This window comes from Micropruina sp., assembly GCF_047602085.1.
Classification (GTDB): domain Bacteria; phylum Actinomycetota; class Actinomycetes; order Propionibacteriales; family Propionibacteriaceae; genus Micropruina.
On record NZ_JASGID010000002.1, the window covers coordinates 693,743 to 715,145 of the forward strand.

General features: G+C 69.6%; 20 protein-coding genes and 1 tRNA gene. 10 read left to right on the forward strand and 11 right to left on the reverse strand.

The features are described 5' to 3' along the window. Positions 1–4: 4 nt before the first annotated feature. Positions 5–1,177, reverse strand: coding sequence for a neutral zinc metallopeptidase (locus tag QM721_RS04015; protein ID WP_415119221.1), 1,173 nt, complete (start codon positions 1,175–1,177; stop codon positions 5–7). Between the two features lie 168 nt (positions 1,178–1,345). Here QM721_RS04015 and QM721_RS04020 point away from each other — a divergent pair, with 168 nt between their 5' ends. Then, positions 1,346–3,043 (forward strand): DUF2207 family protein, encoded by a 1,698-nt coding sequence (locus QM721_RS04020; RefSeq protein ID WP_415119223.1) that lies wholly within the window; start codon positions 1,346–1,348, stop codon positions 3,041–3,043. Here the strand turns inward: QM721_RS04020 and QM721_RS04025 are convergent. Continuing rightward, positions 3,040–4,479, reverse strand: coding sequence for a glycine hydroxymethyltransferase (locus QM721_RS04025; protein ID WP_415119225.1), 1,440 nt, complete (start codon positions 4,477–4,479; stop codon positions 3,040–3,042). The genes QM721_RS04020 and QM721_RS04025 overlap by 4 nt on opposite strands. Positions 4,480–4,549: 70 nt before the next feature. On the opposite strand from QM721_RS04025, the gene QM721_RS04030 reads away from it, so the two are divergent. Beyond that, on the forward strand, positions 4,550–5,086 hold the full coding sequence (locus QM721_RS04030; RefSeq protein WP_415119227.1) for a uridine kinase family protein: 537 nt from the start codon (positions 4,550–4,552) through the stop codon (positions 5,084–5,086). A gap of 63 nt (positions 5,087–5,149) precedes the next feature. Here QM721_RS04030 and QM721_RS04035 read toward each other — a convergent pair whose 3' ends face one another. After that, entirely contained in the window at positions 5,150–5,890 is a 741-nt protein-coding gene (locus QM721_RS04035) for a DedA family protein (protein WP_415119229.1), read from the reverse strand. 189 nt (positions 5,891–6,079) lie between these two features. Between QM721_RS04035 and QM721_RS04040 the strand changes: the two genes are divergently transcribed. Continuing rightward, the gene (locus QM721_RS04040) at positions 6,080–7,174 is read left to right on the forward strand and encodes an ABC transporter ATP-binding protein (RefSeq protein WP_415119231.1); all 1,095 of its coding nucleotides are present in this window, start codon (positions 6,080–6,082) and stop codon (positions 7,172–7,174) included. A 75-nt stretch (positions 7,175–7,249) separates the two neighbouring features. On the opposite strand, the gene QM721_RS04045 is transcribed toward QM721_RS04040, so the two are convergent. Further along, positions 7,250–7,729 (reverse strand): MarR family winged helix-turn-helix transcriptional regulator, encoded by a 480-nt coding sequence (locus tag QM721_RS04045; protein WP_415119233.1) that lies wholly within the window; start codon positions 7,727–7,729, stop codon positions 7,250–7,252. 94 nt (positions 7,730–7,823) lie between these two features. On the opposite strand from QM721_RS04045, the gene QM721_RS04050 reads away from it, so the two are divergent. The 4 genes from QM721_RS04050 to rlmB all read left to right on the forward strand — a co-directional run bounded on the left by QM721_RS04050 (position 7,824) and on the right by rlmB (position 12,208). Next, positions 7,824–8,372, forward strand: coding sequence for an NADPH-dependent FMN reductase (locus QM721_RS04050; protein WP_415119235.1), 549 nt, complete (start codon positions 7,824–7,826; stop codon positions 8,370–8,372). Between the two features lie 62 nt (positions 8,373–8,434). Continuing rightward, on the forward strand, positions 8,435–9,802 hold the full coding sequence (locus tag QM721_RS04055; RefSeq protein WP_415119237.1) for a DUF4032 domain-containing protein: 1,368 nt from the start codon (positions 8,435–8,437) through the stop codon (positions 9,800–9,802). Positions 9,803–9,821: 19 nt separating this feature from the next. Continuing rightward, positions 9,822–11,231: a cysteine--tRNA ligase gene (gene cysS / locus QM721_RS04060; protein ID WP_415119239.1), complete on the forward strand. Its 1,410-nt coding sequence runs from the start codon at positions 9,822–9,824 to the stop codon at positions 11,229–11,231. Further along, positions 11,231–12,208 carry a 23S rRNA (guanosine(2251)-2'-O)-methyltransferase RlmB gene (gene rlmB / locus QM721_RS04065; protein ID WP_415119241.1) on the forward strand — a complete coding sequence of 326 codons (978 nt, stop codon included), beginning with the start codon at positions 11,231–11,233 and terminating at the stop codon, positions 12,206–12,208. Before cysS ends, rlmB begins: the two co-directional genes overlap by 1 nt. Positions 12,209–12,334: 126 nt before the next feature. Here the strand turns inward: rlmB and QM721_RS04070 are convergent, their stop codons facing one another. From QM721_RS04070 to manA, 4 genes are all read right to left on the reverse strand, one after another. After that, the gene (locus QM721_RS04070) at positions 12,335–13,570 is read right to left on the reverse strand and encodes a S49 family peptidase (protein WP_415119243.1); all 1,236 of its coding nucleotides are present in this window, start codon (positions 13,568–13,570) and stop codon (positions 12,335–12,337) included. Positions 13,571–13,648: 78 nt separating this feature from the next. Further along, the gene (locus QM721_RS04075) at positions 13,649–14,266 is read right to left on the reverse strand and encodes a class I SAM-dependent methyltransferase (RefSeq protein WP_415119245.1); all 618 of its coding nucleotides are present in this window, start codon (positions 14,264–14,266) and stop codon (positions 13,649–13,651) included. Between the two features lies 1 nt (position 14,267). Next, positions 14,268–14,340, reverse strand: a tRNA-Thr gene (locus QM721_RS04080). Positions 14,341–14,408: 68 nt separating this feature from the next. After that, positions 14,409–15,599 carry a mannose-6-phosphate isomerase, class I gene (gene manA, locus QM721_RS04085; protein ID WP_415119247.1) on the reverse strand — a complete coding sequence of 397 codons (1,191 nt, stop codon included), beginning with the start codon at positions 15,597–15,599 and terminating at the stop codon, positions 14,409–14,411. Positions 15,600–15,735: 136 nt separating this feature from the next. On the opposite strand from manA, the gene QM721_RS04090 reads away from it, so the two are divergent. The 3 genes from QM721_RS04090 to QM721_RS04100 all read left to right on the forward strand — a co-directional run bounded on the left by QM721_RS04090 (position 15,736) and on the right by QM721_RS04100 (position 19,051). After that, complete coding sequence (locus tag QM721_RS04090; protein ID WP_415119249.1) at positions 15,736–16,029, forward strand: DUF3263 domain-containing protein; 294 nt, start codon at positions 15,736–15,738, stop codon at positions 16,027–16,029. Positions 16,030–16,569: 540 nt separating this feature from the next. After that, positions 16,570–18,195: a chaperonin GroEL gene (groL, locus tag QM721_RS04095; RefSeq protein ID WP_415119251.1), complete on the forward strand. Its 1,626-nt coding sequence runs from the start codon at positions 16,570–16,572 to the stop codon at positions 18,193–18,195. A 151-nt stretch (positions 18,196–18,346) separates the two neighbouring features. After that, complete coding sequence (locus QM721_RS04100) at positions 18,347–19,051, forward strand: copper homeostasis protein CutC (RefSeq protein WP_415119253.1); 705 nt, start codon at positions 18,347–18,349, stop codon at positions 19,049–19,051. Position 19,052: 1 nt separating this feature from the next. Here the strand turns inward: QM721_RS04100 and QM721_RS04105 are convergent, their stop codons facing one another. Genes QM721_RS04105 through QM721_RS04115 form a run of 3 tightly spaced genes read right to left on the reverse strand, consistent with a single transcriptional unit; the run spans position 19,053 to position 21,402 of the window. Next, positions 19,053–19,943 carry a cation diffusion facilitator family transporter gene (locus QM721_RS04105; protein WP_415119255.1) on the reverse strand — a complete coding sequence of 297 codons (891 nt, stop codon included), beginning with the start codon at positions 19,941–19,943 and terminating at the stop codon, positions 19,053–19,055. Then, positions 19,943–20,554 (reverse strand): NUDIX hydrolase, encoded by a 612-nt coding sequence (locus QM721_RS04110; RefSeq protein ID WP_415119257.1) that lies wholly within the window; start codon positions 20,552–20,554, stop codon positions 19,943–19,945. The genes QM721_RS04105 and QM721_RS04110 overlap by 1 nt, the downstream gene beginning before the upstream one ends. Then, entirely contained in the window at positions 20,554–21,402 is an 849-nt protein-coding gene (locus QM721_RS04115) for a DUF4352 domain-containing protein (protein ID WP_415119259.1), read from the reverse strand. The genes QM721_RS04110 and QM721_RS04115 overlap by 1 nt, the downstream gene beginning before the upstream one ends. Position 21,403: the final 1 nt, after the last annotated feature.

The window sequence follows — 21,403 nt, forward strand, 5'->3', positions numbered from 1 at the left end:
AAGGTCAGCGCACCTGGCCGGCGGGAACCGTGTAGGTGTTGCACTGGCCGATTCTGCCGGTACCGGTCAGGCCGGTTTCGAACCACTTCTGCCGGGTGGCGCCCAGGCCGTGGCCGGAATCGATGTTCGTCTTGCCCGAGAGCACGTCGTCGCCGATGGTGTAGGCGATCTGGCTCAGGCCATTCAGGTCGCCGCTGCTCAGCCCCTGCGACTCAGCCACCGCGTGCACCCACATGCCGGCGAAGCAGTCGGCTTGCATCTCCAGGCGTCGTGAGAAGACGTTGGCCGCGGCCTGCGTGCTCTGCCGCTGTTCCCATGCCGCACTCGCGATGCCGATGCCGGTGCGGTATTGAATGGCGTGGCCGAACTCGTGGGCCAGCACCATCTCCATCAGGAACGTGGTGCTGCGCAGGTTCGCCGGAAAGACATCGGGCAGCGCCTTGCCGTAGTAGATGCGTTGGTCGGCGCCGCAGTAGACGGCATTCTCCAGGTCGTCGAACTTGCCGCAGGCGGTCTGGATCGTCTGGCTGTACACCGTTGCCGGGGGGCGCGGCAGTTCGAACCCGGCCGCCTCGAGTGGTTCCTTCCACACCCGCACCAGGCACGAGGTCAACTCTTGCAGGTGCGCGGTCAACTCCGACTCGGACGCGCTCGTGGCATCGATCGGCTGCAGATTCGGGCAGGCCGTCGGAATCGTGGTGTTCTGGCTGTAGACCTTGTTCTTCTGCAGCCACTCGGTGGCCTCGCTGTAGGTCGTAGGCGACGGCAGGTCGGGGGGGTTGAGGTCGGGCGGCGGTGGGCTCCAGGTGTCTTGTGGGGTGGGCGTGGTGTTCGACGAGCCGCCGCCGAGCGCGTTGGCGACCACCACACCGGCCAACAGCAGGCCACAGAGCACCACCAGCAGCACCACAATGCGGCTCAGCGGGCTGCGCGGCCGGGGCGCCTGGTTGAACTGCCCGGGCTGGGGGTAGCCAGCCGGTTGCTGATACCCCCAGGGCTGCTGCTGGAATCCGCCGGGCTGCTGGAATCCGCCGGGCTGCTGGGGCCAGGCGACCTGCCCGAACGCCTGCTGGGAACGGTTCCAGCCGACGTTCGGCTGGCCCTGGGGCGCGGGCCAGCCCTGCGGCTGACCCCATGGCGGCGGGTACTGCTGCTGGGGCGGATACTGCTGCGTCACCCGAACACTGTAATGGTCGGGGCGCTCGACAGGCCCCTGCCGAGCGCCCGGACCCGAGGTTGCGGCAACGGCCACACTGAGTCGGTATGCGGTAGTTTCGTGCTGCGCTCCGCGCCACCGTGTTGCCTCAATGCAGCCACCGTGTTGCCTCAATGCAAGGGTTCGATCGTGTCGAGATTGCCTGGTAGTCCGCTCACCCGACTGCTCGCCGGTCTGCTGGTGCTGGTCGCCGTCGTGGCCGGGCCCTCGGCGCCGCGGGCGCACGCGGCCGAGATCGTCGACCGCTACGCGGTGCAGGGTGCGATCAACTCCGACGGCTCGCTCGCGGTCACCGCCACGATCACCTTCGACGGCACCGCTCCGGCGACCCTGGTGCAGAAGTTCGCCACCACCCGCACGGCGATCGGCGACCGTGAGTACGTCTTCCAGCTCAACGACATCGCGGTCACCGTCGGCGGCCAGTCGGTCAACCCCACCGTCACCAACGAGGGCGCCCAGACCGTCGTCACGATGCCCACCCAGGCTGCGGCCGGGCCGGTGGTGCTGAGCTACGTGGTGACCGGCGCGGCCATCAAAGAGGCCAGCGGCGAGACCAGCGTGGCCTGGCGGCTGTTGCAGGGCCTGAGCCTGCCGGTGAAGCAGTTCACCGCAACCCTTACGGTGCCCACGATGATCGATTTGGTGCAGTGCAACGCAGGCCCGCCGGTCTCGCCTGGGGTGTGCACCTTCTGGGGCGGCGGCACCCACGACAACCCCAATCCGACCTTCACCGACGGCCCCCGTGGCGCGGGCGAGGTGGTCGAGGCGGTCGTCCGGTTCCCGGCCGGAGCGGTCACCCCCAACGAGCAGGTGCGCGAACTGTGGACCCTGGGCCGCGCCTTCTCGACCGAGCCGCTGCAGCTCTGGCTGGCACTGCTCGCCCTGCTGCTGGGCGGGCTCGCCTTCTGGGTGCTGCACCGCCGGATCGGACGCGACGCGGCCGGTGGCGGCGAGCAGACCCTGGTGGCCGAGTTCTACCCGGTCGGTTCCGGCGAGGCCGAGTTCCGGGTGCTGGACGGCGTTCGTCCCGGCCAGGTCGGCACCCTGGTCGACGAACGGGTCGACCCGGTCGACGTCACCGCCACCCTGATCGACCTGGCGGTGCGGGGGCACCTGCGGTTCACCGAGTTGCCCAAGTCGTCGGCCTACGCGCAGGGGGAGTGGACGCTCACCCGGCTCGACGGTGGCGATGCGCTGCGGCCCTATGAGCAGACCCTGCTCGACGCCGTCGCGCCCGAGGGCGGCCAGCCGGCGCCGGTCTCGAGCCTGCCCGCGGTAGTCGGCTCGGTGGTCGGCGAGGTGCAGGACCAGCTCTACGACGACGTCGTGCAACTGGGCTGGTTTGCCCAGCGACCCGACCAGACCCGCACCACCTGGTTCAAGGCGGGCCTGGGCTTCTTCGTGGTCGCGGTGCTGGCCACCGTGCTGCTGGCCGCTTTCACCGGCTTCGGCTTGCTCGGCCTGGCGTTGATCGTGGTGTCGCTGCTGGTGGTGTTCCTGGGCCAAGAGATGCCGGCCCGCAGCGCCAAGGGGGTCGCGCTGATGAGCGGGCTCGGCCTGCTGCGGGCGCAACTGCTCGGTCACCCGACCGACCAACTGCCGAAGGGCCGCGAGCTCGCCGAACTGTCGGCAGTGCTGCCCTACGCGGTGGTGCTGGGCGGCTACGAGCGGTGGCTGCAGGCGCTGGTCGACGCCGACACCGACGACCACGCCGATTCGACCGACCTGGACTGGTACCACGCGCCGGACGACTGGCATCTGGCCGACCTGCCGGCCTCGCTGAACCGGCTGATCACCACGATCCAGGGCAAGCTCTTCGCCCGCTAGACCTCCAGGCCGGGGTAGAGCGGGTTGGCGTCCAGCAGTTCGGCCGCGGCCGCTTTGGTGGCCCCCGCGACCCCGTCGGCCAGGGTGTATTTCGCTTTGCCGGGGGTGCCGGCCGCGGTCGTGGTGGCGGTCGTATTCGCCAGCACGTTGACGATCAGCTCGGCGACCCGGTCGAACTCGGACGCGCCGAAGCCGCGCGAGGTGAGCGCCGGGGTGCCGATCCGGACGCCGGTGGTGTACCAGGCGCCGTTGGGGTCGTTGGGCACCGAGTTGCGGTTGGTCACGATGCCGGCGTCGAGCAGGGCCGACTCGGCCTGCCGTCCGGTGATGCCGAACGAGCCGGTGTCGATCAGCACCAGGTGGTTGTCGGTGCCGCCGGTCACCAGCGTGGCGCCGCGCTTGATCAGCCCCTCGGCCAGTACCTGGGCATTGTCGGCGACCTTCTGGGCGTAGCTGCGGAAGGCGTCGGTGCGGGCCTCGGCGAAGGCGATCGCCTTCGCGGCCATGATGTGCGAGAGCGGGCCGCCGAGCACCATCGGGCAGCCGCGGTCCACGCTGGGCGCGTACTCGGGGGTCGACAGCACGAACCCACCGCGCGGGCCGCGCAGCGATTTGTGGGTGGTCGAGGCGACGACATGCGCGTAGGGGACCGGGTTCTCCTCACCGGTGAACACCTTGCCGGCGACCAGTCCGGCGAAATGCGCCATGTCGACGAACAGGGTGGCGCCCACCTCGTCGGCGATCTCGCGCATCTTCGCGAAGTTCACCCGGCGCGGGTAGGCCGAATAGCCGGCCACCAGGATCAGCGGCTTGAACTCGCGGGCGTCGGCGAGCAGCTTGTCGTAGTCGATCAGCTGGGTGTCGGGGTGCGTCCCGTAGGAGCGCTGGTGGAACATCTTGCCCGAGATGTTCGGCCGGAAGCCGTGGGTCAGGTGGCCGCCGACGTCCAGGCTCATGCCCATCACCCGCTGCTCGGCGAACGACTTGCGCAGCGTCTCCCAGTCGTCCTCGGAGAGCTCGTTGACGTTCTTGGCGCCCAGTCGCTCCAGTGCCGGCGACTCCACCCGGTGCGCCAGGATCGACCAGTAGGCGACCAGGTTGGCGTCGATCCCCGAATGCGGTTGTACGTAGGCGTAGTCGGCGCCGAACAGCTCGCGGGCATGCTCGGCGGCCACGGTCTCGACGGTGTCGACATTGCGGCAACCGGCGTAGAAGCGGTGCCCGACGGTGCCCTCGGCGTACTTGTCCGACAACCAGGTGCCCATCGTCAGCAGCACCGGCAGCGAGGCGTAGTTCTCACTGGCGATCAGCTTCAGCGACGCCCGCTGATCGGTCAGCTCAGACCGGGTTGCCTCGGCGATCCGCGGCTCGACCGTTTCGATGACGGACAACATGTTGCGGTAGATGTCAGATGCGGTGGCCGCAAGCTCAGACACGGTTCAGTACTCCCTCGGTGGCGATCAGCACACCTTAGCGGAGCCGCTTGGGGGCGTAGGATCACCGGTGATGAAGGCAGCGCAGACCGTGATCGAGTGTGCCTCGCGGGCCGAACCGCGTTGCGGCGGCAGCGTGGTGATCGGCATCGACGGGCCCAGCGGGTCGGGCAAGACCACGCTGGCGCAGGCCCTCACCGACCTGCTGGGTGCGCCTGTCATTCACATGGACGACCTGTTCCCGGGGTGGGACGGGCTGGCGCAGGCTGCCGGCCTGCTGACCGATCAGGTGCTGCGCCCGCTGGCCTGTGGCGCACCGGCCGGCTATCGCCGCTGGGACTGGAACACGTCGACCTGGGCCGAGTGGGTCGAGGTTCCGGGGGCGCCGGTGCTGATCGTGGAGGGCTGTGCCAGCACCGTGGACCCGGCCGCGCCGTTCATCGCCGCGCGGGTGTGGGTCGAGGCCGACCACGACACCCGGATGATTCGGGGCATCGAACGTGACGGCGAGGCCTACCGGCCGAATTGGGAGCGCTGGGCGGCCCAGGAGCGCGAGCTCTTCGGCGCCGACGGCACCAGGCAACGCGCCGACCTGATCGTGCGCACCTGAGGCCAGGAAGCGCCGATCAACGCGCCTACCGCCGGCGGAGCTCGGGCAAACCCCTTGCCGCGGCTAGACGCCAGGCCCAGGCACCGACGAAGACTTCTTGCCGGTGCGGGCACGCCAGACGGCGACCACGATGATGCCGGCCAGCATGGCCAGCGACACGTACCAGAGCAGGTTCCCGTAGCTGTTGAGCAACTCCACGGCTGGTTCGCCGATCGTCCAGCCCAGGTAGATGTAGAGCGCCGAGCTGAGCAGCGAGGCGGCGAAGCTGACCGCCAGGAATTTCTTGATCCCGGTGCCGGCCGCGCCGAGCGCCGCGTACACCACCGCCGCGGGGATCGGAATCGGCAGGTAGGTGACGAAGATCGCCCAGGTCTCGTACTTCTGGGTGAAGGCGATGGCCCGTTGGTTGCGCCTCCGGGCGCGTTCGGAGCGTCCGGACCAGACCTCGATCAGGCCGTGGCCCCACAGCTTGCCGGCCCACCAGTAGATCCAGTCGAATTTCATCGCCGCCAGGCTGCCGAGCACTCCGACCAGCGGCCACCACGGGTCGCCGACCGAACCCAGGGCGCCCACCATCACCAGGCCGGTGCGGTAGCCCAGCGACCCCAGCAGGTGCGGCGCCAGACCCAGCATCACCGGACGCAGCGGCAGCAGCACCAGCCCGTAGAGCGAGGCGACCCCCATCCACGACAGGCAGGCGATGTCGGCCCGGGTGGGTTTGTGCTTCCACGGCAGCCCGGGGTCTTCCCACCACTCGCGGGCGGTCGCGTCGGGTTCGATGCCGTCGCCAGGGTTCGTCGTCACCCCGCGGAGCCTACCCGCCGATCCGCTCGGGGCTGGTGCGACAGCTTCTCCGAAATCGTGTCCAGAAACTCACTAATACGTTTGAGCGAAGCCGTTGCGCGTGCGAAAATGCAGCCGTCGCGTCATCTCGCGATGGGTTTCCACTACGGATCGTCGGGCACGTACCTGCCCGTGGAAAGGATTGTTGGCATGGCCACAGTTAGTTTCAAGGACGCGACTCGCGTCTACCCCGGTGCCGATCACCCCGCGGTTGACAAGCTCAACCTCGAGATAGGCGACGGCGAGTTCATGGTTCTGGTCGGTCCCTCGGGTTGTGGCAAGTCCACCTCGTTGCGCATGCTGGCCGGCCTCGAAGAGGTGAACGCCGGTGCCATCTGGATCGGCGATCGCAACGTCACCGACCTGCCGCCCAAAGACCGCGACATCGCGATGGTGTTCCAGAACTACGCGCTGTACCCGCACATGACCGTCGGCGACAACATGGGCTTTGCCCTGAAGATGGCCGGCGTGCCCAAGGCCGAGCGTGACGCCCGCGTCATGGAGGCCGCGCACCTGCTGGGCTTGGAGAGCTTCCTGGCCCGCAAGCCCAAGGCACTGTCGGGCGGCCAGCGCCAGCGCGTCGCCATGGGTCGTGCGATCGTTCGTCAGCCGCAGGTGTTCTTGATGGACGAGCCGCTGTCGAACCTCGACGCCAAGCTGCGCGTGTCGACCCGCACCCAGATCGCCGCGCTGCAGACCCGCCTCGGCGTCACCACCGTGTACGTCACCCACGACCAGGTCGAGGCCATGACCATGGGCGACCGGGTCGCGGTGATGAAGGACGGCATCCTGCAGCAGTGCGACAGCCCGCTGACCCTCTACGACAAGCCGAGCAACGTGTTCGTGGCCGGCTTCATCGGCTCGCCCGCGATGAACCTGATCAGCGGCAAGGTCAACGAGAACGGCGTCGTGGTCGGTGACTGGACTGTTCCCGTCGCGCGTGACGTGCTCGCCAAGGCCGGCGATGAGGGCACCCTCACCATCGGCATCCGTCCCGAGGACTTCGAACTCGGCGATCACGGCATCGCCGTCGATGTGGCCGTGGTCGAAGAGCTGGGCGCCGACGCGTTCACCTACGGCACCCTGTCTGGCCTCAGCGACGACGAGAAGCTGTCGGCACCGCAGATCGTGGCCCGCCTGTCGGGTCGCACCCCGCCGGAGCGCGGCACCACCGTCCGCTTTGCCGCGGGCGAGGGCCACAAGCTGCATGTGTTCAGCAATAAGAGCGGCGCACGCCTGTCGTGACGCTGCTGCCGACCAGCACTGCCCCGGGCTTCGGCCCGGGGCAGTGCCGCGTTTGCGCCCGGTGGTGTGCGCAGTTCAGCAGGGTTTGACGCGCCGGCGGCCCGAGAGGGCCTGCAGCACGCGCCGCAGCGCCGCCAGGTCGTCCTCGCCGAACTCACCCGCCCAGTCGCGCTCGATCTCGACGAAGAGGGTGCGCACCAAGTGCTGGGCGCGAATGCCCGCCTCGGTCAGGGTGACCAGCCGGGCCCGGGCGTCGGTCGGGTCCGGGACGATGCGCACCAGCCCGGTCTGCTCGAGGTGCGCGATCTGTTGGCTGAGCGCCTGTTTCGACACTCCGCAGTCGGTGGCGATGTCGCTCGCCCGGCGTGGCTCATCGCCCAATTGGCGCAGCACGTTGCGGGCGTGGGCCAGAGACAGGCTGGGGAACTCGCTGGTGCGCATCCGGCGGTCGAATTCGATGGCGAAAACGGCCTCGGCCTCGGCCAGCAGCCGAGGCAGCGGAGCGCGCCCCGCGTCGTCCGCCGCGCAGACGTCGATCGGTTGCGGCCCTGCCATGGGTCGATGGTAGCGCAAATGGTCAACGAGTTGACTTTCTCGGCCCGGTGCGCGACGATTTAGTCAAGACATTGACTACTTATGGAGTGACGTCATGAACATCCTGGTTCTCGTCGGCAGCACGCGGCGCGGCTCGATCAATGCGCGGCTGGCCGGAGCGGCTGTGCAAGAGCTGCCCGCCGGCACCACGGTGACCGGCTTCGACCTCACCACGCTGCCGTTCTACGACGCCGACCGGGACGCCGCCGGCCATAGCGGTGCCACGGTGACCGAATTTCGCGCGGCGGTCGCGGCGGCCGACGGCTTGCTGATCGCCAGCCCGGCCTACAACGGCGGGATGGCCGCCGAGGTGAAGAACGCCATTGACACGGCCTCGCGTCCCCGCGGTGCGGCGGTGATCGCCGGCAAGCCGGTCGGCCTGTTGACCGCACCGCTCAGCCCCAAGACCGGCCCGACGGTGGCCGAGCAGTTGACCCTCACCCTGCGTATCGCCGGCGCCCGGCCGCTGCCGGCGGTGATCGCCCCGGGGCGCGAGTCGTTCGACGCGCAAGACCGGGTCGTCGACGCCCTGCGCGTCGAACTCGACGCCCTGGCCACCGCGCTCGTCGAGGCGATCGAACGGAGCGACACCGCCGCCGCCTGAGGCCGCCGTCGCAGGGGGGTGGCCCGTCGGCAATGTGGGTTTGGGCTGGCACAATATCTGCCATGCCCCGCATCCTGTCGGCGAAGCCAGATTCGCGGCTCATTCCTCTGCCCTGGGAGTTGCCCCTGGCCGAATGGCCCGAGGACTACCTGGTTGCCCTCCCGCGCGGCATTTCGCGCCACGTCGTGCGCTTCATCAAGGTCGGCAGCGACGTCTATGCGGCCAAAGAGGTCATCGAAACCGCAGCCGTGCACGAGTACCGCATGCTGCAGGAATTGGCGCGTGAAGACACCCCTGCCGTCGAGCCGCTCGCGGTGATCACCGACCGGCGCGGCGTGGGCGGTGAACCGCTCGACCCGGTGTTGATCACCCGGCACCTCGACTTCTCGCTGCCGTACCGCTCACTGTTCAGCCAGGGCGTCCGCCCCGACACGGTGAGCCGGCTGTTGGACGCCATGGTGGTGCTGCTGGCCAGGCTGCACCTGATCGGCTTTCTGTGGCTCGACGTGTCGCTGTCGAACATCCTGTTCCGGCGTGACGCCGGCGAGTTCGCCGCCTACCTGGTCGACGCCGAGACCGCCGAACTGCACGTGGCGCTCACCCAGGGCCAGCGCGAGCACGACCTGATGATCGCCACCACCAATCTGTTCGGCGAGTTCAGCGACCTCGAGGCCGGGCAACTGCTCGACGAGTCGCTCGACCCACTGGCACTGGTCGACACCATCACCGCCCGTTACCGCGAGCTGTGGGCTGAGCTCACCGGCGTCGAGGAGTTCGCGGGCACTGAACTCGACCGCATCGAGAGCCGGGTGCGGCGGCTCAACGCGCTCGGTTTCGATGTGGCCGAACTCGACATCACCACCTCACCGGACGGCTCGCGGGTGCGGATTCAGCCCAAGGTGGTCGACGCCGGGCACCACACCCGGCGGCTGCTGCGGCTCACCGGGCTCGACGTCGAAGAGAACCAGGCCCGGCGGCTGCTCAACGATCTCGATACGTTCCGGTTCCGCACCAACCAGCAGCACGCCGACGAGGCGCTGGTGGCGCACCAATGGCTCACCCAGAGTTTCGAACCGGTGGTGACGGCCGTTCCGGCCCGGCTGCGGGGCAAGCGCGACGCGGCGCAGATCTTTCACGAGGTGCTCGACTACCGGTGGTACGCCTCGCAGCGTGAGCACCGCGACGTGCCGCTGGTCGACGCTACCCACGGCTACATTCGCGATGTGCTCGAGGGCCTGCCCGATGAGGCGATCAACAGTCGTCCGCTCAATGAGGGCAGCCGGCAGTTGGCCAACCCGTTCGACCCCAGCCAGGGCTACCTCGACGAAGAGGGCGCCATGCCCGAAGACCCGTGGGAGGTCGACGCTGAAGACCTTCCCGAACCGACCGGCGTGCTCGACATCGCCGCCCTGCGCCGGGCCAAGGGCTGAGCCTCGGTACACTCGGCCGGTGAGTTTCCACCTGTACGACAGCCTGCGCCGCGAGATCGTCGAGTTTCAACCTCTGCGGCCCGGCCGGGTGTCGATCTACGTGTGCGGGCCCACCGTGCAGGGCGCTCCGCATCTGGGGCATATGCGCAGCCGGGTGAACTTCGACGTGCTGCGGCGCTGGCTGGAGTTCACCGGCCATGCCGTCACCCTGGTCAGCAACGTCACCGACATCGACGACAAGATTCTCGCCAAGGCGGCCGAAGCCGGTCACCAGTGGTGGGCCCACGCCTACCGCTACGAGCAGGCATTCGGTGCGGCGTTCCGTTCGCTCGGCGTGCCCGCGACCTACGAACCGCGCGCGACCGGGCACGTGCCCGAGATGATCGAGTTGATCGGCGAGCTCATCGAGCGCGGGCACGCTTACCAGATCGAGGGCACCGCCGACGTCTATTTCGACGTCGCCAGTTGGCCCGCCTACGGTGAGCTGACCGGGCAGCGGGCCGACGACCTCGAACCCGCTGAGGGTGAGGATTCGCGCGGCAAGCGCGACCCGCGCGACTTCGCGCTGTGGAAGTCGCACAAGCCGTCCGAGCCACGAACCGCATCGTGGCTCAGCCCGTGGGGGCGCGGGCGTCCGGGCTGGCACATCGAGTGCTCGGCGATGGCCGGCAAGTACCTCGGTGAAACCTTCGACATTCACGGTGGCGGCCTCGACCTGCGCTTTCCCCACCACGAGAACGAACAGGCCCAGTCGCGCGCCGCAGGTCGCGGCTTCGCCCGGCACTGGATGCACCATGCCTGGGTGACCATGGCCGGCGAGAAGATGTCGAAGTCGCTGGGCAACACCGCCGATGTGGCCGCGGCGGTCGCCAAGCACGGCGGACGGGCCGTCCGGCTCTGGCTGGCCGGGCCGCACTACCGTTCGGCGATCGAGCTCAGCGAAGCGTCGCTGGCCGAGGCGGCAGCCCAGTTGGCCCGGATCGACAGCTTTCTGCAACGGGCGGCGGCGGCGGGACCGGATCTGCCGTTCGGACACGCGGCGCGGCTACCGCAGGAGTTCTCGGCCGCGATGAACAACGACCTCGGCACCCCGACGGCACTGGCGGTGCTGTTCGGCACCGTCAAGGAGGGCAACCTCGCGCTCGAAGCCGGTGACCTGGAAGCGGTGCGGGCCGCGCAGGCGGCGGTGGGGATGATGCTGCGGGTGTTCGGTCTCGACCCCGCGTCGCCCGAGTGGGCCGACGCCGCCGCCGGGGACGACCTGAAACCCGTGGTCGACGGCCTGGTCGGGGCGCTGCTGGAGCAGCGCGCCCAGGCTCGGGCCCGCAAGGACTGGCCGGCGGCAGACGCCGTTCGCGACACCCTGAACAAATTGGGCCTGAAGGTGGACGACACCCCGAACGGCCCGCGCTGGAGCCTGGAGGCCTGATGCCCGGAAACTCGTCTCGTCAAGGTGCCGTCCGCAAGCGCGGCAAGGGCACTGGCAGTGGCAACACCGCCGGCTCCGGGGGCCGGGTGCGGCGCGGCCTGGAGGGCAAGGGTCCGACGCCGAAGGCCGAGGATCGTCCCTACCACAAGGCGTATCGCAAGCGCAGGCCGAACGAGCCGGGCAAGACCACGTCCGGTCAGGGCCGGAGCAACCGGCCCCGACGCGACACCCCGCGCGCCGGTGACGACTGGGTGTTCGGCCGCAACCCGGTGCTTGAAGCGCTGCAGGCCGGGCTGCCGGTCAGGCGGGCCTACGTGGCCGACGGTGTGGAGCGTGACGACCGGCTGCGCGACATTCTGAAGTACGCCGCCGACCACGGCATCGCGCTGCTGGCGGCCACCCGCTCAGAGCTCGACAAGCTCACCGGCGGGGGTGTGCACCAGGGAGTGGCCCTGCAACTGCCGCCGTTCGAGTACGCCCACCCCGACGACCTGCTCGCGGCAGCCCTGGATGCGCCCGACCCGGCACTGGTGATCGCCTGCGACCAGGTCACCGATCCCCGCAACCTGGGCGCGATCATCCGCTCGGCCGCGGCGTTCGGAGCCGCCGGCGTGATCATTCCCGAGCGCCGCTCGGCGCAGGTGACCGCAGCGGCGTGGAAGACCTCCGCGGGAGCCGCGGCACGACTCACGGTCGCCCGGGCGGGCAACCTGAACCGCACGCTCAAGCAGTACGGCGAGGCGGGCTTCGTGGTGGCCGGGCTGGCCGGCGAGGCCGACCTCGACGTGGCCGGCATTCCCGGGGTCGACGGCCCGGTGCTGCTGGTGGTGGGCTCCGAGGGCGAGGGACTCTCGCGCCTGGTGCGTGACAATTGCGACGTGCTGGTGTCGATTCCGATCACGTCGGCGGTCGAGTCGCTGAACGCCTCGGTGGCGGCGAGCATCGCCCTCTATGAAGTCACCCGCTGCCGCGGCTGACTTCCTGCTGGAAGAAAGCGCTGAGCAACGCGACCATCGCTGGTTGAGCGTGTCGAAACCCCGTGCCGCAGGGGTAGATCGGAGGCCTCGGCAGGCTCGACCAGCGAAATCGGCGTTTCCTGGGCCTCAGCCGCAGTACGACGTCACCGGGCCGTGCCACAGCAGCGGCTGCGGGGCTCCGGCGCAGATCACGGCGGACGCCTTGGCGCCGTACGGGGCGACCGCCTGGTAGCCGTACACCCGCGCGGAGGCCCCCAGCAGTTGTTCCAGGGCGGTGGGCGCGGCGCGCTTGGCGATCCGGGCCGTGGACGGGTCCAGGCCCATCAGCGTGACCGTGTCGCGGAATGCCTCGTCCGGCCCGAGCTGGGCGTCGATCAGCCCGTTCGCCACCGCCGTCTGAGGGTCGAAGATGAACGCGCCGAGCTGGTCGGTGATCGTCGCGGCCGGAATGTTGCGGTGCTTCGAGACCCATGCCACGAACGCCTGGTACTCGTTGGCGATGCCCTGGCTGAACACCTTGCGCTCCCGCGCGGTCATGTCGCGATAGGGGTTGCCGAAGTCCTTGCCGGTGCCCTGGGTCAGGTACTCCTGGGTGATTCCGCCCGTGGTGGTCACGCCCGAGGTGACCAGGCCGCCCGAGGTGGCCACGACGTTCTTGTAACGCTCGAACGGGCCGAAGATGACGCCGATGCTGCCGACCAGGGTGCCGTGGTCGGCGACGATCTTGTCGGCTCCGGCCATGGCGTACATGCCGCCCGAGGCCGACATACCCTGCACGTAGGCGACCACCTTCTTGCCGGTGCGGCTCTGGTAGCGCTCGACGGCATCGGCGATGGCGCGGGAGCCGTTGATGGTGCCGCCCGGGGTGTTCATCAGCAACAGCAGCCCGGCGGCGTCGTTCGCGGTCAGGGCGTCGATGGTGCGCGCCAGCTCGTAGCCGTAGCTCGACTGGGTGAGCGAGAACCCGTCGCCGCCGTCGGCCATGATCACGCCCTCCACGGGAATGGCCAGCACGGTGTTCGCCCGGTCGGCGATGTCGCTGCCCCAGACGGTCTGCAGCGTGCTGACCCGGGGGCCGGCGGATTGGCCGACCGCCGCGGCGGTGGCGCCGAACACCAGGGCTGAGATCAGCGAACCGACGACGGCGAGCACGAGCAGCACACTGCCGGCACCCAGCCCGGCTCCGGCGCCGAGCCCGAACCCCCGCCGGAACGCGCCGGGCTGTTTGGCTGGCCGGGTGGCAACGAAGGCCGGCCCGGGCAGTGCCGCCGGGGCAGGTACGGATGGTGCTGGTGTGGAGGGTGCCGGTGGGACGTCCGGCTGCGAGTCGGCCTGGCTCGAGGGGGTGGGGCTCGGGGTCATCGGGGCTCCTGGGGTGGGGGGGATGCTTCGACCCTATACGCCGGAGGTTCACCCTCGATCGAGGGTGAGGTTTGGCGGTCAGGCCAGACCCAGCACCGCCACCACGAAACCCGAGTCTGCAGCGAACGGTCGCAGATCCCAGGTCGAGAAGGTCTGTTCGCGAACCAGGCCGACCGCCTCGGCGTCGGCAAAGAAGTCGGCGAAGTGGTAGCCCCGGCCGGCGCCGAAGCCGGCCACGACTCGTCCGCCGTCGGCCAGCCGGGCCGCGAAACCGGCCAGAATCGGACGGCGGGTGTCGGGGTGCACGAAGCCCAGCACGTTGCCGGCGCAGAGAATCGCGTCGAACCGCTGCGGCCACGACTGGGGCAGTTCGAAACCGGTCAGGTCGGCCGCCAGGTAGTGCGGGCCGGGCTCGGCCCGTTGCGCCTCGTCGATCAGCGCCGGGTCGAGGTCGACGCCCACCACCGTGTGCCCGGCCCGGTGCAGGTACCCGCAGTGCCGTCCGGGCCCGCAGCCCGCATCGAGAATCGTGGAGCCGCGGGGCACCATGGCATCGATCAGCCGGGCCTCGCCGACCAGGTCGTGGCCCTGGGCGGCCAGCATGGCGAACCGGTCGATGTAGCGCTGCGAATGCCCCGGGTCGCGGGCGATGATCTGCGCCCACTGGCTCTGGCCGGTCGAAGACTGTGCAGTCACGAGCCTCCGACAGGAATCGAACCCGCGACCATCCGCTTACAAGGCGGGCGCTCTACCAACTGAGCTACGGAGGCACCGGGCCGCGTGGCCCGACCTTCATTGTGCCGTACCGGGTGGGGGTTCTCGACCAGTTCGGACCGGGTCAGCGGATGCCGGACGAACTGCCGTAGACCTGTGCGTCACCCGTGACGAAGACGTCGCGCTCGTCGGCCGAGAGGAACGCCGCCCGGCCTCGGGGCAGTTGCACGGTGGTGCGGCCGTCGCCGAGCACGCAGGAGCCTTCGACGGCCAGCAGAATGCGGGCCGAGCCGCGACCCGGCACCCGCACCGGGCCTGAGCTGCGGTCGACCAGCAGTCGCCAGGCCTCGAACTCGCTGCAGGGCGTCTGGTACTTCAACACTCCCCGACGGGTCCGCCGCGGGTGCAGCACCTCGGGCAGCCATGGGTTGAAGTCGACCACGGTGATCAGCTCGTGCACGTCGATGTGCTTATTGGTCAGGCCGCCGCGAATCACGTTGTCGGAGTTGGCCATCACCTCGACCCCGGTGCCGCGCAGGTGGGCGTGCATCATGCCGGGGGGCACGAACAGCGCCTCGCCCGGGTGCAAGGTGATGCGGTTCATCAACAAGGCCGCCAGGATTCCGCGGTCGGCGGGAAAGACCGCGTCGAGCTCGAGGGCCGTGCGGGCGAACTCGCCCACCGTGCCGTCGTCGTGGCGGTGCTGCATGGCCGCCGCCACCGTCTCGTCGACCAGGTGCCGGCGTTCGCCGTCGAGGCTGAGCACGTCGAGAAACACCTCGGCCAGCGCCGCCGGGCCCTTGCGCTCGGTGAGCGGGCCGATCACCGAGTCGAGTGATTCGGCCACCCCGAGCGCCGCGAACAGAGCGGCGGTCTGGTGGGGGTCGCGAAAGCCGGCCAGGCTGTCGAATTCCTCCAGCGCGATCAGAATCTCGGGCTTGGGCCAAGCGTCCTTGTAGATGCGCTCGGGCGCGTCCAGCGGGGTGCCGGCGCGTGACTCGCGGGCGAACCCGTCGATGGCCTGCTCGCGCGAGGGGTGGGCCTGAATCGACAGCGCGTGCCGGGCCGACAGCAGCTTCATCAGGTACGGCAGGTGCGGCCCGAAGGCCGCTCGGCTGCGCTTGCCCAGCACGCCGGGGGTCGAATCGATGTGCTCCGCCAGCGTGCCCGAGCCGAGCCGGGACGGCGAGGATGCGTGCGCCCCCAGCCAGTATTCGGCTACCGGACGTCCGTCGGCGGGTCGGTCGAGAATCGAGGCAATGGCGTCGGTGGTGCCCCAGTCGTACCGCTGCACGGTGCCGCTGAGTGGCTGCATCACAGATCCTTGGTAGCTGAGCGCCGCACCCCGCGTGCACCGCCGCATTTCACTGTAGCCGACCCCTGTGGCCGCGTTCGTGCCCGCGTCGAGGCCCGGGTTCGGGCGAATGACAGCGCTGTGATTTCGACCTAGAATGACGCCTATGTCCGACCCTGTGGCCCGCCCGGAGGCGTCGCTGAGTGAGCGCGCTGCCGCGATTCTGGAGTTCGAGAAGCAGTGGTGGTCGTTCGCCGGCACCAAAGAGGCAGAGATTCGCGAACGTTTCGACCTGTCGGCACCGCGGTACTACCAACTGCTCAACGACCTGATCGACACACCCGAGGCGTTGGCCCACGACCCGCTGCTGGTGAAGCGGCTGCGTCGCCAGCGCGCCACCCGTCAGCGGGAGCGCTCGGCCAAGCGGCTAGGGTTCTCGATCAAGGTCTGAAGCCGTCGGCCGAGCCGCCGGAACCCGACGTTGCTGACCGGCGCCCCGTGATACCCGCCGCGCAGCAGGCCGGCATTGCGTTCGAAGAAGTTCGCCGAGGCCGTGTCTCCGGTGCGCAGCCACGACCAGCCGGCGGCGAGTGCGTAGAGCGGCAGAAAGGGCGCGTCAACCCCTTCGGGCCTGGCCTGAGCCGCGCTCGTCCGAGCCGAGCGACCCCCTGCCCGAGCAGCGACGACAGGTTCACCAGGTTGCCGACCTGTCGAACCCGGTGCACGCGGCTCAGTGCCGGTGGTGCGCCCGTGGTCGCCATGGGCCAAGTCTGCTCCCCGATCGGCGGACGCCGCCACCCCTGGAAACGCGCCGGATCGTTTGCACTCGACAGGGGCGAGTGCTAAACATGGTGTTAGCACTCTCACCATGAGAGTGCCACCCGGTCAGCCCGGTGAGGCCAACTGGCCGTCCGTCGCGGGCATCGATGCTGACTGTCGAATCAGACCAACCGTGGGCCCAGCCCACCGATGCGAAGGATTGCCTGTACCGATGGCAAAACTGATCGAATTCAACGTTGAGGCCCGCCGCGGCCTCGAGCGGGGCATGAACATCCTCGCCGACGCGGTGAAGGTGACGCTCGGCCCCAAGGGCCGCAACGTCGTGCTGGAGAAGAAGTGGGGTGCCCCCACCATCACCAACGACGGCGTCTCCATCGCCAAAGAGATCGAGCTCGAGGACCCCTACGAGAAGATCGGCGCCGAGCTGGTCAAAGAGGTCGCCAAGAAGACCGACGATGTTGCCGGCGACGGCACCACCACCGCGACCGTGCTGGCTCAGGCCATGGTCCGTGAGGGCCTGCGCAACGTCACCGCGGGCGCCAACCCGATGGGCCTGAAGAAGGGCATCGAGAAGGCCGTCGCGGCGATCGTCGAGTCGCTGGCCAGCCAGGCCACCGACGTCGAGACCAAGGAGCAGATCGCCGCCACCGCGTCGATTTCGGCCGCCGACCCGACCGTCGGCGAGATCATCGCCGAGGCGATGGACAAGGTCGGCAAAGAGGGCGTGATCACGGTCGAGGAGTCCAACACCTTCGGGCTCGACCTCGAGCTGACCGAGGGCATGCGCTTCGACAAGGGCTACATCTCGCCGTACTTCGTCACCGACCCCGAGCGCATGGAGGCCGTCCTGGACGACCCCTACGTGCTGATCGCGAACAGCAAGGTGTCCTCGCTGAAAGACCTGCTGCCGGTGCTCGAGAAGGTCATGCAGTCGGGCAAGCCGCTGCTGGTCATCGCCGAGGACACCGACGGTGAGGCCCTGGCCGGCCTGATCGTCAACAAGATCCGTGGCACCTTCAAGTCGGTTGCCGTGAAGGCTCCCGGCTTCGGCGACCGCCGCAAGGCCATGCTGACCGACATCGCCATCCTCACCGGTGGCCAGGTCATCTCCGAGGAGGTCGGCCTCAAGCTGGACGCCGTCACCCTGGAGCTGCTGGGCCGGGCTCGTTCGGTGCTGGTCACCAAGGACGAGACCACCATCATCGAGGGTGCCGGTGACTCCGACCAGATCGCCGGACGGGTCTCGCAGATCCGCAAGGAGATCGAGAACAGCGATTCGGACTACGACCGCGAGAAGCTGCAGGAGCGGCTGGCCAAGCTGGCCGGCGGCGTCGCCGTGATCAAGGTCGGCGCGGCCACCGAGGTCGAGCTGAAGGAGCGCAAGCACCGCATCGAGGACGCCGTCCGCAACGCGAAGGCGGCCGTCGAAGAGGGCATCGTGCCCGGCGGCGGCGTGGCGCTGCTGCAGGCCGCCAAGCAGGTTTCGCTGGCCGACCTGGTCGGTGACGAGGCCATCGGCGCGCAGATCGTGCTGGGCGCGTGCGCGGCTCCGCTGAAGCAGATCGCGTCGAACGCCGGTCTCGAGGGCGGTGTCGTGGCCGAGAAGGTGGGCAACCTGCCCGCCGGCCAGGGCCTGAACGCGGCCACTGGCGAGTACGTCGATCTGCTGGCTACCGGCATCATCGACCCGGCCAAGGTGACCCGCTCGGCGCTGCAGAACGCCGCCTCGATCGCGGCCCTGTTCCTGACCACCGAAGCGGTCATCGCCGACAAGCCCGAGAAGGCTCCGGCCGTGCCGGCCGGCGGCGACGGCGGCATGGGCGGCATGGACTTCTGAGTCACCCGCCACACCACGGCAAGGGGCCGGACGCTTCGGCGTCCGGCCCCTTCGCCGTGGTCGGCGGCGTCGGCTGATTCTGAGCCGGAGCCACAGACCCATCCCGCGTGTCTGCCGCCGTGCGGCTAGGACCTTCACCCATGATGGGGGCATGAGCGGGCTGCTCGAAGTGATCGCGCTGCATGCGGCTGATGCCGAGCGCGCCGAGGCCGGTGGGGCCGACCGGATCGAGCTGTGCGGCACCCTCGACGACGGCGGGACGTCACCTGAGCCGGCTCTGGTCGCCAAGGTGCGGGCCGCCACCTCGGTGCAGTTACGGGTAATGGTGCGGCTACGGGCCGGGTTCGGCACCGACGGTGGCGAGGCCGTCCGGCTGCGGGGGCTGATCGCCAGCTTCGTCGACGCCGGCGCCGACGGCATGGTGCTGGGCTTTCTCAACGGGCTTGGCGAGGTCGATCCACAGGTGGTGACCGAACTGGTCGCCGACGGCGACTGGCCCTGGACGTTCCATCGGGCGATCGACTCGTGCCTGTTCCCCGACCGGGGCTGGGCCACGTTGCGCCGGCTGCCGCGCCTCGATCAGGTGCTCACCGCCGGCTCGGCGCGAGGGCTCGAACACGGGCTCGACGACGTGCTGGCCCGGGCCCGCGCCGACGCGTGGCAGGCCGGGGTGATCATGGCCGGCGGCGGGCTGCACCCCGATCACGTGCCGTGGCTGGCCAGGGCCGGGGTCCGGGCCTTTCATATCGGCACCGCGGCGCGTCCGCTGGGGTCGTACAAGGCCTACGTCGACCCCGAACTGGTGGGTTCGTGGCGGCGGCTGATCGACACCCAGATGCGGCACGCAGTCGGCTGATTCAGTCGGCCGGCTCGACGTGCACGAAGGTGACGGTGCCGGGCAGCACCCGCTCGACTTCGTGTTCCACCTGGTCGGCCAGCTCGTGGCTGCGGCTGACCGTCCACTCACCCGGCACCGTCAGGGTCGCCTGGACGAAGCGCTGCCGCCCCGACTCGCGGGTACGCAGGTCGGTGAGGTGCACCCGCGGGTCGTCGGTGAGCGGCGCCAGCGCCCGCTGAATCTGCACCACCTCGTCGGGCGGCAGGGTGGCGTCGAGCAGGCCGACCACCGAGCGCCGCACCAGGCCGTAGCCGGTGAAGACGATGTTCACCCCGACCGCGAAGGCGATCACCGGGTCGAGCCAGTAGATGTGGGTGAGACCGACCACACCGATGCCGACCAGCACGCCCACCGAGGTCCACACATCGGCCATCAGATGCTTGCCGTCGGCCTCCAAGGTGATCGACCGGTATCGCCGGCCGGCTCTGATCAGCAGCAGCCCAGTGATCAGGTTCAGCACCGAGGCCACCGTGGCCAGCACGATGCCCAACCCGACGCTCTCGAGCGCGACCGGGTTGAGAAAGCGCTGCACCGCGCCCCAGATGATCGCGACGGCGGCCACGATGATCAGCGTGCCCTCGACCGCCGCCGAGAGGTATTCGGCCTTGCCGTGCCCGAAATCGTGATTGTGATCTGCCGGTCGGGCCGACAGCCGCAAAGCCCACAGGGCTACGCCGGCGGCCAACAGGTTGACCGTGGATTCGAGGGCGTCGGACCACATGCCGACCGAGTTCGTGATCGCGGCGGCGATCACCTTGAGGGTGACGGTCGCCACCGCCGTGGCCAGCGAGAGCCACAAGAAGCGTTGCAGCAGCCGGTGTTCGTCGGCAGCGTCCGCAGTGGTGGTCATCACGCCTCAGGGTCGGGGAAACCCGTGCAGTCTAGGGCAGCCCGCCGGCCCAGCTCGCCGGCGTTCACGGTCGACTCCTCGACCACGCCGGCATCGACGGGCCAGCTGGCCGGACGGTCGGCCAGCGCCAGCAGATCGGCCAATCCGGCCGGCCAGACGGGATCGGGCAAGCCGGCGAGCTGCTCGACCGGGTGCCAGGCCCAGGCGGCGATGGTGATCTTCTCGTCGTCGGTGAACCCCGAGGTGTCGAGCTCGAACGGCGCCGGCACCGGCAAGAGGTAGAAGAGCTCGGCCTGCACCAGCACCTGGTCGCTGTAGCCGTGAATCACCACCCGGCGCAGCACCGGGCCGACGAGGTCGGCCGGGTCGACCGCTCGTCCGGTCTCTTCGGCCAGTTCCCGCACGGCAGCCTGCGCCGGCTGCTCGCCCGGGTCGATGCCGCCGCCGGGGGTGACCCACCAGCGGGTGCCGGGTGCTCCGGGGTCGGTGTCGGACAGCAGCAGCACGCTGCTGCCGTCGCTGACCATCACCCGCACGGCGCTGCGGCGCCGCACGGGCCGTGAGCCGGGATCGAGCGCCACGAAGCTGCGGGTGCGGAACGGTTCGCTCATCAGCCCGGAAGATCGACCGTGACCACCGGGTCGAGCAGTTCGTCGAGTACCTGAAAGGTGACGGCTCCGCGGGGCACGGCAAAAGCGACCTGCCCGGTGTTGGTCTGGCCCGCCGTGAGCGTGCGCATCGGGAGCTGGTGGCTCAGCGCTGCCCCGATCGTCATCATCTGGCTCTCGCCGCGCGAATCGGTGATCGCGGTGAAGAAGGGCCCGGTGGTCACGGTTCCCGACACGCCCACGAAGGTCAGGTCGACGATCAGGTACGACTCGCCGTCGTCGGGGGAAATGACGCCGTTGTCGGCCCAGTTGGCACCGGTGAGGGTCACCCGGGCCGAACCGCCGTTGGTGTTGAAGTCGACCGCCTTCCCGATGCCGCCGCCGGTGACCGGGGTGCTGGTGGTGGGTTGCGCGGTGGGGCTGGCGCGCACCACGGTGGGCTCGGTAGAGCCGCTGGGTGAGGGCTGCGCGGACGCGCTGGCGCTGGCCGCTGCCGGGGGTGATGCCTGTGGGCCCAGGAACTGCCAAGCCAGCAACCCGCCGATGAGCACCACGATGACGGCACCGGCCAGAACGAATCCCCGGACGCCCCCCGGGCGCCCGGGGGGCCGTTGACCGGTTTGCGCCGGTGGCGGGTACCCGCCGGGAGCGTAGGGGGGTTGCCCGGGCGGCGCCCACCCGGTCTGGGTCGGGGGCGGGTAGCCGGTTTGCGCCGGGGGCGGGTACGCGCCCTGTCCGTACGGTTGCGCCGGGTACTGCTGGGTGGCTGGCGGCGCAGGTGGATTGCTCGCCGGCCCGTCGAAGTCGGGTGCGTCGGAGCCGGGCCGGCCCAGGCCGTTGGAGGAGTCCATG

Bases quoted from the DNA above. Each gene is read 5' to 3' on its own strand.
- groL (WP_415119251.1), top strand. From the start codon at position 16,570: ATGGCAAAACTGATCGAATTCAACGTTGAGGCCCGCCGCGGCCTCGAG.
- QM721_RS04105 (WP_415119255.1), bottom strand. From the start codon at position 19,943: ATGACCACCACTGCGGACGCTGCCGACGAACACCGGCTGCTGCAACGC.
- rlmB (WP_415119241.1), top strand. From the start codon at position 11,231: ATGCCCGGAAACTCGTCTCGTCAAGGTGCCGTCCGCAAGCGCGGCAAG.
- QM721_RS04045 (WP_415119233.1), bottom strand. From the start codon at position 7,729: ATGGCAGGGCCGCAACCGATCGACGTCTGCGCGGCGGACGACGCGGGG.
- QM721_RS04115 (WP_415119259.1), bottom strand. From the start codon at position 21,402: ATGGACTCCTCCAACGGCCTGGGCCGGCCCGGCTCCGACGCACCCGAC.
- QM721_RS04055 (WP_415119237.1), top strand. From the start codon at position 8,435: ATGCCCCGCATCCTGTCGGCGAAGCCAGATTCGCGGCTCATTCCTCTG.
- QM721_RS04050 (WP_415119235.1), top strand. From the start codon at position 7,824: ATGAACATCCTGGTTCTCGTCGGCAGCACGCGGCGCGGCTCGATCAAT.
- QM721_RS04030 (WP_415119227.1), top strand. From the start codon at position 4,550: ATGAAGGCAGCGCAGACCGTGATCGAGTGTGCCTCGCGGGCCGAACCG.
- QM721_RS04090 (WP_415119249.1), top strand. From the start codon at position 15,736: ATGACGCCTATGTCCGACCCTGTGGCCCGCCCGGAGGCGTCGCTGAGT.
- QM721_RS04070 (WP_415119243.1), bottom strand. From the start codon at position 13,570: ATGACCCCGAGCCCCACCCCCTCGAGCCAGGCCGACTCGCAGCCGGAC.
- QM721_RS04040 (WP_415119231.1), top strand. From the start codon at position 6,080: ATGGCCACAGTTAGTTTCAAGGACGCGACTCGCGTCTACCCCGGTGCC.
- QM721_RS04100 (WP_415119253.1), top strand. From the start codon at position 18,347: ATGAGCGGGCTGCTCGAAGTGATCGCGCTGCATGCGGCTGATGCCGAG.
- manA (WP_415119247.1), bottom strand. From the start codon at position 15,599: ATGCAGCCACTCAGCGGCACCGTGCAGCGGTACGACTGGGGCACCACC.
- QM721_RS04110 (WP_415119257.1), bottom strand. From the start codon at position 20,554: ATGAGCGAACCGTTCCGCACCCGCAGCTTCGTGGCGCTCGATCCCGGC.